Source organism: Methylobacterium sp. Ger2507 (assembly GCF_055231875.1).
This window is the reverse complement of the sequence record NZ_JBUYVC010000001.1, coordinates 4,846,457-4,863,960: the sequence shown is the minus strand read 5'-3', so window position 1 is coordinate 4,863,960 and position 17,504 is coordinate 4,846,457. Positions and strand designations below refer to the sequence as shown.

6 protein-coding genes are annotated in these 17,504 nt (G+C 64.3%); all 6 read left to right on the top strand.

Translation table 11 applies throughout. From position 1 onward, the window contains the following. The first annotated feature begins 176 nt into the window (after positions 1-176). Complete coding sequence (gene treZ, locus ACV7NL_RS22480) at positions 177-1,979, top strand: malto-oligosyltrehalose trehalohydrolase (RefSeq protein ID WP_463356929.1); 1,803 nt, start codon at positions 177-179, stop codon at positions 1,977-1,979. Next, entirely contained in the window at positions 1,979-6,880 is a 4,902-nt protein-coding gene (locus ACV7NL_RS22475; protein WP_463356928.1) for a malto-oligosyltrehalose synthase, read from the top strand. Before treZ ends, ACV7NL_RS22475 begins: the two co-directional genes overlap by 1 nt. 172 nt (positions 6,881-7,052) lie before the next feature. Continuing rightward, positions 7,053-10,433: a maltotransferase domain-containing protein gene (locus ACV7NL_RS22470; protein WP_463356927.1), complete on the top strand. Its 3,381-nt coding sequence runs from the start codon at positions 7,053-7,055 to the stop codon at positions 10,431-10,433. Positions 10,434-10,605: 172 nt separating this feature from the next. Continuing rightward, positions 10,606-13,863: a maltose alpha-D-glucosyltransferase gene (treS, locus tag ACV7NL_RS22465; RefSeq protein ID WP_056188401.1), complete on the top strand. Its 3,258-nt coding sequence runs from the start codon at positions 10,606-10,608 to the stop codon at positions 13,861-13,863. Continuing rightward, positions 13,864-16,170: a 1,4-alpha-glucan branching protein GlgB gene (gene glgB, locus ACV7NL_RS22460; protein ID WP_463356926.1), complete on the top strand. Its 2,307-nt coding sequence runs from the start codon at positions 13,864-13,866 to the stop codon at positions 16,168-16,170. Positions 16,171-16,741: 571 nt separating this feature from the next. Continuing rightward, a complete protein-coding gene (locus ACV7NL_RS22455) occupies positions 16,742-17,116 on the top strand; it encodes a limonene-1,2-epoxide hydrolase family protein (RefSeq protein ID WP_463356925.1) in 375 nt (124 codons plus the stop codon). The last annotated feature ends 388 nt before the right edge of the window (positions 17,117-17,504 follow it).

The window sequence follows — 17,504 nt, the reverse complement described above, 5'->3', positions numbered from 1 at the left end:
GTCTACCAACCGGTGCGGCGCACAAGAGATCGATGCCAGATGGTTGTCGCTTCCGGGCCACGCTTCGTCGCGCGGTCGAAGCCGAAGGGAACAAGAGGCGGCGGCCCGGCTTCTGCAAGGTGCGACGGACGCTCACTGACCCCTGGCGAACGCGAGACACGGAAGATGACAGTCTGATGCGGCGCGCCCACAGCATGGCCTTCGGCAGCGAAGTGATGAAGGATGGCGTCCGGTTTGCCCTCTGGGCGCCGACGGCGAAGGACGTGGCCCTCGTCCTGGACGGAACAGATCACGCGATCCCGGATGCTGGCGAGGGATGGCGTGAAGTGACGGTGCCGGGGACCCGAAGCGGCGCGCGATACGGCTACCGCATCGATGGCGACCTCGTGGTGCCGGATCCTGCATCGCGTTTTCAACCGGACGACGTTTCGGGGCTGAGCGAGGTCATCGACCCGCGAGCCTATGAATGGACCGATTCCGACTGGACCGGACGTCCGTGGGAAGAGGTGGTCCTGTACGAGGTGCATGTGGGCACCGCGACTCCCGAGGGCACTTACGCGGCCCTTCAAGCCAAGCTCGACGATTTGCGCGACCTCGGCGTTACGGCGATCGAGCTTCTGCCGCTCGCCGACTTTCAGGGCACGCAAAACTGGGGCTACGACGGTGTGCTCCCCTATGCACCGGACGGTGTATACGGTCGTCCGGAAGATCTTAAGCGTCTGATTGATAAGGCCCATAGTCTTGGCCTGATGGTGTTTCTGGATGCGGTGTACAACCACTTCGGCCCGACCGGGAACTATTTGAACGCCTACGCGAAGACGTTCTTCACCGAGCGCCATCAAACCCCGTGGGGCGCTGGAATCAACTTCGACGGTGAGACGAGCGGTCGTGTGGTCCGCGACTTCTTCATCGAGAATTCGATCTATTGGCTGGAAGAGTTTCACTTCGACGGCCTGCGCTTCGATGCCGTTCACGCCATTCTCGATGATTCCGATAAGCATTTCATCGGGGAGCTCGCGGAGACCATTCGCGCTCGACTTCCAGGGCGTCACATTCACTTGGTGCTGGAGAACGAGGCCAACCAGGCCCGGTGGCTGGAGCGGAACGCCGATGGGCAGCCGATCCAGCACACTGCCCAATGGGCCGACGACCTTCATCATTGCTGGCACGTGCTGCTGACCGGCGACGATGCCGGCTACTATGCCAGCTTTGCCGACAAGCCGGTGGCGCATTTGGCTCGCTGCCTGTCAGAGGGCTTCGCCTATCAAGGGGAGCCGTTCCCCACGCTCGACAATCACCCGCGCGGCGAGCCGTCCGCTCACCTGCCTCCCTCGGCCTTCGTCACCTTCCTGCAAAACCATGATCAGGTCGGTAACCGGGCGTTGGGCGAACGTCTCAACACTCTCTGCGACCCTGAAAAGCTTGCGCTTGCCCGGGCTGGGCTGTTGCTCAGCCCCCAGATTCCCATGCTGTGGATGGGCGAGGAGTGGTCGGCGACGGCTCCATTCCTGTTCTTCGTCGATTTCGCGCCGGACGAAGACCTGAACAAAGCCGTCCGCGAGGGGCGGCGTCGGGAGTTCAAGAGCTTTGCAGCCTTTGCCGACGATACGTCGGTGATTCCCGATCCGACGGAGGAAAAGACCTTCACGGATTCCCGTATCGATTGGGCCGAGCGCTCCCAGCCTCCGCATCGCGCTGTGCTCGCGGACACGCGAAACCTCCTCCAGATCCGCCATCAATCCGTCGTGCCTCTCACCAAAATCCGCTACCTCGGTGCCAAAGTGACGCTCCCTCGGCCTGACGTCGTCGACTGCACGTGGAGATACGAGGGTGGCTTCCTGCGGTTCGTCGCCAATGTTGGGACGGACGACTTCGCGGTGGAGCGCGACGGCGGCCAAGTTATCTGGTCGAGCGGGACCGGAAACGGATCGATCGAACTCCCGTCCTGGACGGGTGTCTTCCTGACGGGTGTGAAGTGATGAGCCGCGACCTCGAACGCCTCGCCGACCTCCTCGGCGTCGCTGCCGGCTATACCGATGCCTTCGGGCAGCCCGTCGACACCTCGATCGAAGTTCGGCGCGGCATGATTGCGGCCCTGGGTTTCCCGGTCGGGTCGGACGCGGAGATCGCCGCGAGCCTTGCCGACGTCGAGGCCGTGCGCCGTAGCTTGATCCCGCCATTGATACCCGCGGAGGCACGCCGCGCTGCCAATGTGCCGATCCAAGTGCAAGGTGCCGCCGGAACATTGTCCTGGCGCCTCGAAGATGAGCGAGGACATCACCGCGAGGGTCGCGTCGCCGTCACGGGTCCGAGCTTCGAGCTGCCTCCCCTGACGCCCGGCTATCACCGTCTGAGCGTTCATCTCGGCGACCATCGGGCCGAGGCCTGGGTGATCTCTGCGCCGCAGCGATGCTGGCGTCCCCGGGCTTACGCAGACGAGGGCGCGCGGGACTGGGGACTGGCGGCCCAACTCTACGGATTGCGATCCCCCCACAATCTCGGGATCGGGTCCTACGTCGATGCCGGGCGCGCAGCGCGCGACGCCGGCCTGCGGGGCGCCTCGTTCCTGGGGCTCAGCCCCGTGCATGCGTTGTTCGCGACGGATCGCACCAAGATATCGCCCTACTCACCGTCGTCGCGGCTGTTTCTTGAGACCCTCTTCATCGAGCCCGGCGCGCTTCCGGGCTTCGTCGGGTCAAAGGCTGCGGAACTGCTTGCGTCGATGGCGGACCGGGTCGAGGCCCTGCGCGAGGCCAAGCTCGTCGAACATGCGGGCATCTGGGGTGTCCTTTCCCCGGTCCTGCGCGCTCTTTGGCAGGAATCGGCGGCGCGCGACGGCACGGATGCCCGGTTCGCGGCCTTCCGTGCGGCGGGAGGCAAGGACCTCGAAGCGCATGGGACCTTCGAAGCCCTCGCCGAGCATTACCAGGCGGACGGTGCTCAATGGCTCGGAGACTGGCCTGAGGAGATGCGCCGGAACGGCACCGAAGCGGTGCGCGCTTTCGCGTCCGAGCGGGCGGACGCGGTCACCTATCATATCTGGCTGCAATATCTGGCGGATCGACAGCTCGAAGACGCCGCCAACGCGGCATTCGCCACCGGCATGCGCCTGGGACTCTACCGGGACCTCGCCGTCGGCGCCGATCGCGGAGGCTCCGAGATCTGGTCGCATCCCGAGCGTTTCGCCAACGGCGTGTCGATCGGTGCGCCGCCGGATCTCCTTGCTCCGAAGGGCCAGGATTGGGGCTTGCCTGCCTTCCATCCGTTGGAGATGGAGCGTGACGGGCTCGCCGCCTTCCGCGCGCTGGTGGTGGCGAACATGCGCCATGCCGGCGCGATCCGCATCGATCACGCTTTCCAGCTCGCGCGCCTGTTCCTGATCCCGGTGGGACGTTCGGCGAAGGAGGGCGCGTATGTCACCATGCCGTTCGAGCCGATGCTCGCCGTCCTGCGCCTGGAGAGCCATCGGGCCAAGTGCCTCGTCATCGCCGAGGATCTCGGTACGGCCCCGGAGGGGTTCTCCGACGCACTGATGCTGGCTGGCATCCTGAGCTATCGTATCCTCGCTTTCGAGCGGGAGGAGGGTGGTCGCTTCAAGCCGCCGGCTGCCTACCCGCGCGACGCCCTGACGGCGATCACCACCCATGACCTACCGACCTTTGTCGGTTGGTGGCGGGGTGTCGATACCGATACACGGCAGTCCCTGGGCCTGTACGATGCCGAGCGCGCCGACGCTGAGCGTCGCGAGCGCGTGGAGGAGCGCGCCCGTCTGACAGAAGCTCTTGCCGGCGAGCAGTTGCTCCCGAGCTACGATCCGCCCGAGGCGGCACCCTTCGAGGCGGCTGCGCGCTATCTCGGCCGCGCGCCATCGATGCTGACGGCCGTGCAGTACGAGGACGTCGTCTCAGAACTGTCCCAGGCCAATGTCCCAGGCTCCACCGAGGGCTACCCCAATTGGCGGCGCAAGCTCGATCGCACGTTGGAGAGCATCGCGGCGCCGGGCGGCCCGCTGGCGAAGCTCGCGGCTTCGCTCTCGGCCGAGGAACGCGGCCCTCGGTCCGGTGCCGCACGGCTTGCCTCCGCACCACCGCGCGCGACCTACCGCCTCCAGTTTCACAAGGACTTCACGTTCGCGGACGCGGAGAAGATCGTCCCCTACCTCGCCAAACTCGGTATCAGCCACGTCTACGCGTCGCCGATCCAGAAGGCGCGTCCCGGCTCGACGCATGGATACGACATCGTTGATCATTCGACGATCAACCCGGAACTCGGTGGAGAAGAGGGGTTCGCACGGTTCAGCGACGCCCTCCACGGTGCCGGCCTGAAGCTCCTTCTCGATATCGTGCCGAACCACATGGGCGTTGGCGGTGCGGACAATCCCTGGTGGCTATCGGTGTTGGAATGGGGTGGCCTCTCACCCTCGGCCGAAGCGTTCGACATCGATTGGTCGCGCCTCGGTGCCAAGAACAAGCTCGTGGTGCCCTTCCTGGGCGACCGCTACGGCGAGGCCATGGAGAAGGGAACGCTGGAGCTGAAGTTCGACGCCGACAAGGGCGCGTTCAGCGTCTGGCATTACGAGCACGAATTCCCGATCTGCCCGCTGCAATACCCGACGATCCTGAATCGGTCGCTGGCGGCGCTGGGTGATATCGAGGATGCGGCGGCCCTGGAGGTTCTCGGGATCTCCGAACGTCTGCGCTTGATGGGCGAGGAGACCAACGACGAACGCCGTCGCGCCTTCCCGGCGGAAGCCGAAGAGCTGAAGGAACGCCTCGTCGAAGCCGTCGAAGCCTCGCCGGCCATCGCGGCGGCCATCGGGCGAACCCTGAAGCTGCTGAACGGCGCCAAGGGCCACCCGGACAGCTTCGGTCCGCTGCACCGGCTGCTGGAGCAGCAATCCTTCCGGCTCGCGCATTGGCGTATCGCGGCCAGCGACATCAATTACCGCCGTTTCTTCGACGTGAACGGTCTCGCTGGCTTGCGCGTCGAGAAGTCCGACGTGTTCCAGCGCTCGCACGAAACCATTTTCCGCCACATCGCGGCCGGACGCATCGACGGATTGCGCATCGATCACATCGACGGCCTCGCGGACCCTCTCGGATACGCCCGTGCCCTCCAGGCCGCCATCGGACCCGGCTTCTACGTGGTGGTCGAGAAGATTCTCGAGCCCGGAGAGCGCCTGCGCCCGTGGCCCGTGGCCGGCACCACCGGATACGACGTGCTCAACCATCTCGACGGCATCCTCGTCGACCAGGGCAAGCGCGCCGAAATTCGCAAGCTCTACGAGAGCCGGACGCAGTTCGACGAGCCGTACAAGTTCATGCTTCGGGCGGCGAAAGCGGAAATCCTGGAGATCAGCTTCGCCTCCGAGCTCGAGGTGATGACGTCCGATCTCAAGGCCGTGGCGGATGCCGACCGCCGCACCCGTGATTTCTCGGTCAACGCGATCCGGCGGGCGCTGATCGAGATCATCGCCCGCTTCCCGACCTATCGCAGCTACCTGCCCGGCGACCTCGACGAGAGCGATGTCGAGGACGAGGACGTCCGCCTGATCGAGACGGCCGTGAAGAAGGCCAAGCGCTGGAGCGCCTTGCCGGACCGCTCGGTCCACGACTTCGCCGCAGAGGCCATGCTCGGACGCATCGACGTGACGGGGCCGGGTCGGCCCGATCCCGAGGTGATCCTGCGCTTCCGCCGTCGCTTCCAGCAGCTCACCGGTCCGGTCATGGCGAAGAGCCTGGAGGACACGCTGTTCTATCGGTTCGCCGAACTGCTCGCTCTCAACGAGGTTGGCGGCGACCCGGGCGAGTACGGTATCGATGCCGAGCACTTCCATGCGCTTCAGGCCGCGCGGGCTCGCGACTGGCCGAACGCGATGATCACCACCGCAACCCACGACACCAAGCGTGGCGAGGATGCCCGGTCGCGTCTGCTCGCCCTGTCGGAACTACCCGAGGACTGGGCTGCGGCCTGGGACATCTGGACGACGCTTGCCCAACCGCATCTCACCGTGATCGACGAGGAAGCGGTGCCCGATGCCAACGATCAGTGGATGTTCTTCCAGGCCATTCTCGGAGCATGGCCGCTCGAACTGCTGGAACACGACGATGCCGGCGCCATCGAGGACTTCCGAAGCCGCCTGGACGCCTATGCCGAGAAGGCGCTTCGGGAATCGAAGCGTCGATCGAGCTGGGTCAACGTCGATGAAGGGTACGAGGGGGCCGTCCACGCTCTCTTCTCCAAGCTGATCGCGCCCGGCTCTGCCTTCCTGACACAGATGCGCCCCTTCGCCGGTCGTCTGGCCCACCTCGGCATGATCGCCGGTCTGGGGCGGACCGTTCTGAAGGTGACGCTGCCCGGCCTCCCGGATACCTACCAGGGCACGGAGTTCTGGGACTTCTCCTTCGTCGATCCCGATAATCGCCGCCCGGTGGACTATCCGGCCCTGTCCCGTGCGCTCGATCAGGAAACATCGGCGGTCGACCTGTTGGCGCATTGGCCGGACGGGCGCGTCAAGCAGGCGACGCTCGCCAAACTGCTGATGGACCGTGCCGCGCGTCCGAGCTTCTACGCGGATGCCGATTATCAGGCGATTCAGGGTTCGGGCCCCCGCGCGGATCATGTCATCGCATTCATACGTTCCGATGCGACAACGGGGGAGGGTGACCTCGTGGTCGCCATCCCGCGCCTGATTGCGGGGTTCGTCGGCGATGCGGTTTGGTCGAGCGAGCCTTTTGCCGGCACGAGCCTTTCGGTGACGCCGGGATCGGCCTGGGTCGATCTCGTGACAGGTGACGAGATCGTCTCGGATGACGGCCGGATCGAACTTGGACGGGCCTTTGCGCGTCTGCCCTACGCGGTCCTGAAGCGGACCCGCTGAGGATCGATTCAGTGCGTCCCGCAAGCGTGGGGCGCACTGCACGGATGAATACGGGGAAGCGTTCGGTCTTCGCCGTCACGGTTGCGCATCCTTCGGACTCGCCTCAAGCGCGTCCCCAAGTCCCTTCACGATGGGGCCTGGATGGTGATCGCAGGAACGAAATGGAGCACGCATGAACGCACCGAGCCCCGCCACGACCGCCGCCGCGCGGACCGCAGCCGGTCAGGTGCCGCTACCCGCCAGCCTTGCGCCGCGTGCAGAGGGGCCGCGGATTTATAACCTGTTCCCCCTCCTCGTCGGGCACGTCTCGGCGTGGACCGCAGAGCTTCCGCGCATCGCCGCCCTGGGATTTGACTGGGTCTATCTGAATCCCTTCCACCAGACGGGTGGCTCGCGGAGTCTCTACGCGGTGGCCGACCCGGACCGCCTCGACGAGCGTTTCCGCGATCAGGACGGCACCTCGGACGATGAGCAGATCCGTCGCTTCTGCGCCGCGGCCAGCGCGCAGGGCCTGAGTGTGATGACCGATCTGGTCATCAATCACACCGCCATGGATGGTCCCCTGGCTGCCCAGCGGCCGGATCTGTTCGTCAAGGATGCGGAAGGCAACATCGAAAGTCCCTACGCCGTCGATCCGGATGATCCGTCGAAGCGCACGGTCTGGGGCGACCTTGCCGAACTCGATTACCACGCGGAGGCATCGCGCCGGGAACTCACCGGCCTGTGGTCGGCCTACGTCAACCGCCTGCAGGATCTGGGCGTGCGGGGCTTCCGCTGCGACGCCGCCTACAAGGTTCCGGCGACCGTCTGGCGCGACGTCATCGCGGCCGCGAAGGCGCTGGAATCCGATTGCCTGTTCGCTGCCGAAACGCTTGGTTGCACGTTCGAGGAGGCTCAATCGACGGCCGGAGCGGGCTTCGACTATCTCTTCAACAGCTTCGCCTGGTGGGATCTGAAAGCCTCGTGGGCCCTCGAGCAATACGAACGTCTTCGCGTTATCGCGCCGTCGATCGCTTTTCCCGAGAACCACGATATGGCGCGTCTCGCGGCCGAGCTTGGCGATGATCCGACCCTCATCGCGATGCGGCTGAAGGCGCGCTACGCCTTGTCGGCGTTCTTCTCGGCCGGCGTGCTCATGCCGATTGGGTACGAGTGGGGCTATCGTCGATCCCTCCACGTGGTTGAGACGACCCCGGACACCCGTGAAACCGATACCGGGATCGACATTTCCGGATATGTCGCGGCGATCAACGCTTTGCGCGCGGAACTTCCCGCCGCCAATGTCGAGGGCGCCCAGGCCCGCATCTCATCGCCGGACGCGCCCTATGCGGCGCTGCTCCGCTTCGATACCGGCCACGGCGCATCGGCTCGCAGCGCCACGCTGATGCTCTACAATCCGACCGACACCTCCGTGGCGGTCGAGCCCGGTGTGTTGCTTGCCCGCGTGGGCGGCCGGCTCGGCGATTTCATCGACCGCACACCGGAGGTGGCACCGATCACGTTCCAGCCCGGCGTCGCCATGGCCCTTGCGCCCGGTGAGGTCAGGATCCTGGCCGCCGATCTCGCTGGGGCGATTCAGGCCCCGGAGCTTTCCACGCCCACGGGTGAAGGGCGGGTTGTGATCGAGGCCGTGATGCCCGAGATCGATGGCGGTCGCTCCCCCGTCAAGCGTGTCGTCGGCGAGAGTGTCCAGGTTACAGCCGACATCTTCAGTGACGGACACGAGATCATTGATGCCGAAATCCTGTCCCGCGTGGTCGGTCAAAGCGATTGGCGCGCCGATCGGATGGTGTTCGTGGACAATGACCGGTGGGGCGGGCACTTTCCGCTCCTCCGTAACGCCCGCTACGAGTTCACTATCCAGGCATGGCGTGACGGGTACTCGTCGTGGGTTCGCGATACGCTGAAGAAGCGCAATGCCGGCGTCGACGTCCGTCTCGAGACGATCGAAGGCGTGACCTTCGTGATGGGCGCGGCGGAAAATGCGCGGGGCTCCGACGGCGACAGGCTGAAGGCCCTCGTCGCAGATCTCGATGCGCAGGAAAGTGGCTCAGCCGCGCAGCTCGACCTGATGCTGGAGCCTGAGAACGCCAGTCTGATCCGCCGCCATGCACCGCGGATCAATCTCTCGCGCTACCCGGTGAACGTGCCGGTGATTGCGGACCGTCTCGCTGCGCGGTTCTCGGCTTGGTACGAAATATTCCCCCGCTCGCAATCGATGGATGTCAACCGCCACGGCACCTTCGACGATGTCATCCGACGGTTGCCGGAGATCCGCGAACTCGGCTTCGATGTGCTCTACTTCACCCCGATCCATCCGATCGGAAAGACCAATCGAAAGGGCAAAAACAACACCCTGACGGCTCTGCCGGGCGATGTCGGTTCGGTCTACGCGGTCGGTTCGGAGGAGGGCGGGCATGAAGCTGTTCATCCGGACCTCGGCACGCTCGACGATTTCCGTCGTCTCGTGGCCGCCAGTCACGCCTACGGCATGGAGATCGCCCTCGATTTTGCGATTCAGTGTTCGCCCGATCATCCCTGGATCAAGAACCACCCGGAATGGTTCGAGTGGCGCCCGGACGGGACGCTCAAGTTCGCCGAGAATCCGCCCAAAAAGTACGAGGACATCTCGAACGTTCACTTCTACGGCGGGGCACTGCCGTCGCTCTGGATCGAGCTGCGCGACATCGTGCTGGGGTGGGCCAAGCTGGGAGCCCGTATCTTCCGGGTCGACAATCCGCATACCAAGCCGATCCCGTTCTGGGAGTGGATGATCGCCGAGGTCAATGCCCGCTATCCGGATGTCATCTTCCTGGCCGAGGCCTTCACCCGGCCGAAGATGATGAAGAAACTCGCCAAGGCCGGCTACCAGCAGAGCTATACCTACTTCACTTGGCGTGACACCAAGCCGGAACTCATCGCTTATTCGACCGAGCTCGCAGGCGACATGGGTGAGTATTATCGCCCGAACTTCTTCGCCAACACGCCGGACATCAATCCGATCTATCTCCAGACGAGCGGACGTTCGGGTTTCGTCATACGAGCCACCCTGGCCGCGACTCTCTCCAGTGTCTGGGGCATCTACAACGGTTTCGAGATGTGCGAGGCCGAGCCCTATCCGGGGAAGGAAGAGTACCTCAATTCCGAGAAGTACGAGCTGAAGGCCTGGGACTATCACCGGCCCGGCAACATCCGCGATCACATCATCAAGCTGAACCACATCCGGCGCGACAATCCGGCCCTGTGGGATTTCCGGAACGTTACGTTCACGGGCGCTTACAACGATCAGATCATCGGCTACGCCAAGACCACGCCTGACGGCGACAACTGCATCTTCGTTCTCGTCAACCTCGATCCGCGGAACCGGCAGGAATGCACCTATGAGGTGCCTCTGTGGCTGCTGGGCCAGCCCGACGACGGCGCCGTCGAGGTCGAGGATCTGCTGCTCGGATACAAGTTCGAGCTGCGTGGGAAATCGCATCGGATCGCCCTCGATCCCGCCGAGCGTTCGACAGTGATCTGGCGCCTTCGGGCACCAACCCGGATCGCCTGACTCGCGTGGCGCCAACAGCAAAAAACCCGGCGATCGGATTCGATCGTCGTGGTATCGCCTCAGTGTCGGCGCCTACACACGCCGTGGACGGTACGCATGGTCGCCTCTTTCAAGTGGCCGGTGCGGAGACTCCGAAGACGCCCTTGAACTCGACGTATGAGGCAACGACGCGATGATCGATCGCAGCGATCCGCAATGGTACCGTGACGCCATCATCTACCAGATCCACGTCAAGTCGTTCTTCGACTCCAATAATGACGGGATCGGCGATTTCGAGGGCCTGACGCAGAAGCTTGACTATGTCCGTGACCTTGGCGTCACGGCGATATGGCTGATGCCGTTCTACCCCTCGCCGCTGCGTGACGATGGGTACGACATCGGCGACTATCGCGAGGTGAATCCGTCCTACGGGACGATGGAGGAGTTCCGGAAGTTCGTGGACGCTGCGCACGAGCGTGGCCTGCGCGTCATCACGGAGCTCGTCATCAACCACACCTCGGATCAGCATCCTTGGTTCCAGCGCGCACGGGAGGCGCCGGCCGGCAGCCCCGAGCGCGACTTTTACGTCTGGTCCGATACCGATACGCCGTACTCCGACACGCGCATCATCTTCCTCGATACCGAGGTTTCGAACTGGACTTGGGACCCGGTCGCCAAGCAATATTTCTGGCATCGCTTCTACAGCCACCAGCCCGATCTCAACTTCGACAACCCGGCCGTTCTGGAGGCCGTGATCGAGGTCATGCGCTACTGGCTCGACATGGGTGTCGACGGCCTGCGTCTCGATGCGATTCCCTATCTCATCGAGCGCGACGGCACGAATTGCGAGAACCTGCCGGAGACCCACACGGTCATCAAGGCGATCCGCGCCGCCCTCGATGCGAGCTATCCGGATCGGATGCTGCTGGCGGAAGCCAATCAGTGGCCGGAGGAAACCGCCCAGTATTTCGGCGACGGTGACGAGTGCCACATGGCATTCCACTTCCCGCTGATGCCGCGCATGTACATGGCGATCGCCCGCGAGGACCGGCACCCGATCACCGATATCATGCGGCAAACCCCGGAAATCCCGGAGGGCTGCCAATGGGCAATCTTCCTGCGCAACCACGACGAGCTCACCCTCGAGATGGTGACCGCAGAGGAGCGCGATTACCTGTGGTCGTTCTATGCCGCGGAGCGTCGCGCCCGGATCAATCTCGGCATCCGGCGTCGTCTTGCACCCCTGCTGGAGAACGATCGGCGCAAGATCGAGCTGATGAAGTCCCTCGTCCTGTCGATGCCGGGCACGCCCGTGCTCTATTACGGCGACGAGATTGGCATGGGCGACAACATCTATCTCGGTGACCGCGACGGTGTGCGCACGCCGATGCAATGGTCGCCGGACCGCAATGGCGGCTTCTCCCGCGCCAACCCGCAAAAACTGTTCCTGCCTTCGGTGCAGGACCCGATCTACGGCTTCGACGCCATCAACGTCGAGGCGCAGACCCAGTCGCAGACCAGCCTGCTGAACTGGACGCGCCGCATGATCGCGATCCGCAACAATTCGGTCGCCCTTGGGCGCGGCGGGATGCAGTTCCTGTATCCGTCGAACCGGAAGGTGTTGGCTTGGATTCGCGAGTTCGAGGGTGAGCGCGTGCTGTGCGTCGCCAACCTGTCGCGCGCGCCGCAGGCGGTGCAGCTCGACCTGTCGGAACTGCGCAATGCCGTGCCGATCGAGTTGACCGGAGGTTCCGAGTTCCCGGCAATCGGCGAGCTGCCCTATCTGCTGACGCTGCCGTCTTATGGCTTCTACTGGTTCTCGTTGAGTGCCGCGAATACCGGCACCATCGGTCCGCAGCCGGAACTGCCGGAGTTGTTCACGCTGGTGCTGACGGGCGGCATCGAGACCCTGATGGCGGGCCGCGAGCGGACCGCCTTCGAGCGTACGGTCGCGCCGCGCTTCATCGCCACCCGGCGCTGGTTCGCCGCCAAGGGCTCACGCATCAAGTCGGTTCAGGTCACGGACAGCGCGGCCCTGAAGGACAATGCCGGCGAGGCTCGGTTCCTTCTGCCGCGCGTTGCCGTCCATCTCTCGACGGGCGAGCGGCAGGATTATTTCGTGCCGGTCGCGGTCGACGAGGGCCGTGAGGAGGAGGCGATGCTGCAGCATGCCGTCGCGCGGGTTCGCCGCGGGCCGCGCACTGGCTTGCTGCTCGGCGCGGCCGCCTCGCCGTCCTTCGCCATCTCGATGATCGAGGGTATGCGCGAGGGACGCGAGATCGCCACCGAAACCGGGCGTCTGGTGTTCTCGACCACCTCGGCCTTCGATCCGGACATCACCTTCGAGGCCAGCGAGGTTCGCTCGCTGAATGCCGAGCAGAGCAACACGTCGATCGCCATCGGCTCGAAGATGATGCTCAAGCTCCTGCGGCGCCTGCAGACGGGTATCCATCCCGAGATCGAGGTCGGGCGCTTCCTCACCGAGACCGCGCATTTCACCAATACGCCCGCTTTGCTCGGCGTGCTCGAGCACGTCGATGCCAAGGGCACTCGGACGGCGCTCGCGGTGCTGCAGAAGTTCGTCCCGAACCAGGGCGATGCCTGGACGCTGATGCTGGAGGGCCTCCGGCGCGACTTCGACACGGTGGTGCTCGCGCCCGAGAGCGAGGCTCCGTCACCCGCCGAAGCCTTCGAGACGCATCTGCGCTGGGCGATCCTGCTCGGACGTCGGACGGCGGAGATGCACAACGCCTTCGCGGTCGAAACCGACGATCCGGCCTTCGCGGCCGAACCGTTCGACCATTCCGACCTGTACGCTCTCGGCGATGACACCCGTCGTCAGGCCGAGCGAGCGTTCCGCGGTCTGGATGCGCTCGCCGGACGCGCCTCGAACGCGGCCAGCACCGAATTGGCCGGACGTCGGCACGAGGTCGAGGCTGCGATCGAGACCCTGACCGCGCGGCCGCCGCTCGGTGCGATGAAGACCCGCATCCACGGCGACTACCACCTCGGTCAGGTGTTGGCGGCCGAAGACGACCTCATCATCGTCGATTTCGAGGGCGAGCCCTCGCGGCCGTCCGAGGAACGCCGCATCAAGTCGACGCCCCTGCGCGATGTCGCCGGTATGCTGCGCTCCTTCGCCTATGGGGCCGAGACAGTCACCCGTGGCATCGCCGCCCGCTTCTCGGATTCCGAGGAGAGAGCGCGACGCGCCTCGATCGCATGGCGCGACATGATCGATGCGGCCTACCTGGACGGGTATCGCGAGGCAGTTTCGGTGAGCCGGGCTGCTGTCACCGATCCGGAGACCGAGAGCCGGCTCCTCAAGCTCTCGATCCTCACGAAGGCGCTCTACGAAGTCGATTACGAAGCCAACAATCGTCCGGACTGGATCGAAATCCCCGCCCGTGGGGTTCTCAACATTCTGGATGAAATCAAGAGAGGCGTTTGAATGATGGGCATCGACGAGACGTTCGCGAGCAGGACCGGCCAGATGTCCGGCACCTCCGGATCGACGGACGTTACGCCCGTTGCCACCCGGTCGCCGCACGCAGCGGCGTCCGATACTGGGTCTCTGCACCCGGACGCCATCGCCGCCATCATGGCGGCGAACCACGGCGATCCGTTCTCGATCCTCGGCCCACATCAGGCCGGAACCGGACAATGGGAAGTGCGCGCGGTTCTGCCGGAAGCCAAATCCGCGACCCTTCTCGTCGGGGGGCAGCGGATTCCCTTCGAGCGCAAGCACCCGGATGGCTTCTTCGTCGCGCGCGTGCCGAGCGAGGGCCGTCCGCTCTACGAACTGATCGTGGAGACCTGGGATGGTGTCGAGCGCTCGCGCCATGATCCCTACGGGTTCGGATCATCGTTGCGCCAGGAGGATATCGACAATCTCCGTGAGGTCGGCAGCAATGTCACCTACCGCATCCTCGGCGCGCAGCTTCGCTCGGTCGATGGAATCGATGGCTTCCGTTTCGCCGTCTGGGCTCCGAATGCACGGCGCGTCAGCGTCGTCGGCGATTTCAACAACTGGGACGGCCGGCGCCATCCCATGCGCCTGTGGCAGAATGGCGGAATCTGGGAATTGTTCATTCCCGGTCTGACCGCAGGCGTTCACTACAAGTACGAGATTCGCGGCGCCGACGGGTCCGTCTTGCCGCTCAAGGCGGACCCGGTCGCCTTCGCGGCGCAGAAGCCGCCGGAGACCGCGTCTGTCCTTCAGGGGACGAATGACCCGGATTGGCAGGACGCGCATTGGATGGCGACCCGGGGCGAGAAAGACCCCCGCCATATCCCGATCTCGATCTACGAGGTGCACCTCGGCTCCTGGGCGCGGGTCGCCGAGGAGGGCAATCGCTACCTCACATATCGGGAATTGGGCGAGCGCCTGATCCCCTATGTGAAGGAGATGGGCTTCACCCATATCGAGATGCTCCCGATCACGGAGTTCCCGTTCGACGGATCGTGGGGATACCAGCCGGTCTCGCTGTTCGCGCCGACCAGCCGTTTCGGCACGCCGGACGATTTCGCGGCCTTCGTGGACGTCGCTCACGCGGCCGGCATCGGCGTGATGCTCGATTGGGTACCGGGGCACTTCCCGCTCGACGCCCACGGGCTTGGCCAGTTCGACGGAACGCACCTTTACGAGCACGCCGATCCGCGCCAGGGATTCCATCAGGACTGGGGAACCTACATCTATAATTTCGGTCGGACGGAGGTTTCGAGCTTCCTGGCCGCCAATGCGCGGTTCTGGCTCGAGCACTATCACCTCGACGGACTGCGCGTGGATGCGGTCGCGTCAATGCTGTACCTCGACTATTCGCGCCGGCAGGGCGAGTGGATCCCGAACCGCTACGGCGGCAACGAAAACCTCGATGCCATCGACTTCCTGCGCAAGACCAACGAGGCGACCTACGCCCATGCCCCCGGGACCCTGACGGTGGCAGAGGAGTCGACCTCATGGCCGGGTGTGTCACACCCGACCTATACCGGCGGTCTCGGCTTCGGCTTCAAGTGGAACATGGGGTGGATGCACGACACCCTGAACTTCGTGTCCAAGGAAACCATTCACCGGCGCTACCACCATCACGACCTGACTTTCGGTCTGCTTTACGCGTTCTCAGAAAACTTCATCCTGCCGCTGTCCCATGACGAAGTCGTCCACGGGAAGGGCTCGCTCCTCGGCAAGATGCCGGGGGATCGCTGGCAGAAGTTCGCGAACCTGCGTGCCTATTACGGCTTCATGTGGGGTCACCCCGGGAAGAAGCTCCTCTTCATGGGCTGCGAGTTCGGCCAGGAAAAGGAGTGGAACCACAACCAGAGCCTCGACTGGCATCTCCTGAACGATGGGATGCACCAGGGCGTCAAGGATCTAATTCGCGATCTCAACCACCTCTACACCGCGACGCCTGCCCTGCACGAACGCGACACCGAAGCGGGCGGATTCCAGTGGTTGGTGGCCGACGACCAGGACAACAGCGTGATCGCCTGGGCCCGCAAGGGTCGGGAGCCCGATGCGCTCGCGATCGTGGTGTCGAATTTCACGCCGGTGCCCCGTGAGGGCTATCGCATCGGCGTTCCCGCCTCGGGGTTCTATCGGGAAGCAATCAACTCCGATGCGGAGCGCTATGGCGGCTCGAACGTCGGCAATATGGGCGGTGTTCATGCGGAAGCGGTCGAGAGCCACGGTCAGCCTTTCTCCGTGACGCTGACGATTCCGCCCCTGGCGACCACGATTTTCGTGCGCGAGTCGGCTTAGACCGAAATCGGGCGCCGGCCTCGGGTCCTGGCGCCCGGCCGGCGTGTGACGTGTCGCTTCACGCGCCGGCGGACGAAACTCGAAGGGGAAGACCGCCTGCCGCCGGTCGGTTGCAACCAAATGAACAATCGTGTCCGGGCTGCTGAGGCGCCACCCGACGCGACCAACTGGGTGTGCCGCTCTGCGAGGGGCCACTTACCCTCGCCAACCGAGGGCGTGTGGCCGTGAGGAGGACGAGCGCGGAGACGATGATGATCGGGTCGAAGTCCTCGCCCAGGATCGCCGTCGCGGGTCCGTTGCCGAGAACTGGCGTCGTGGGGAGGCCAAGAGAAACCTCTGCCGCGGGCAACCGGCGTTTCCCGATTGTCATCGCACATAAGCTTAGCGCCGCTTAGGTTATTCTTCCCTGCGTTCGCGGATAGGTTGCCGATGCAGGTTGGACATCACGATGCGGTCTGTAGACTGAGCACGTCTGTCCGACGGGTTCAGTGAATGACCTGCCTCACGCGTGGGTTCATCCGACGATGTGACGAGGACGGATCGTTGCAATTCAGGAGGAACGAGGCGCGCCATGACCGATGACACCCCCGAAATCGCCCTGGTGCGGCTGTTCTTTCAACGCGTCAATGACGATCGCTTCGATGATGCAATCAACCTCCTGGCCGAGGATGTATTTTACCACAATATCCCGTTGCCGGAGATCCGTGGCCGGGAGAACGCGCGCAGCTTCCATAAGGCCTTCGGTGTCGGAAGCCGCATTCGCGTCGACTGGCAGATCCTGCGCATGGGGCAGGATGGCGATACTATTCTGACCGAGAGACTGGATTTGTTCATGGATCGGAACGGCGGCCGCATCACGCTCCCCACCATGGGCAGCATGCGCGTCAATGATGGAGCAATCAGGGAATGGCGTGACTATTTCGATCTGGCCAGCTTCGAGCAATAGGCCGCGGCCCTAGACGCATAATCCCTGACGTACCGCTCAGACGCCGGCGTGCGGCGCCTCGCGTTCCGACACAGAGAGCGCCGCAATCAGGCCGTTGAGCCTGGCGAGCGTCCGCCGGCACAGCAAGCTCTCGCAAGGTGATCGGTCCGCGCGCTGCCCCACTCGGACGTTCGATGCGGGTATCACGCGTCAATTTCCGTGACGCTACGTCTCAGAAGTCGATCCATTCAGATTGATAGACTGTTTAACGCGTCAAAATGTCGGTTGCGTGAAGGATTTTCCCTCGATTGGCCCCGATCCGCGTGCGGTTTGCGGTCCACTCATTGGACGCTCCCCGCGCAAGCGAGAACCGGCGAAGGGAGGTTCGCCGGTTCTCGCGTCGGTCCTT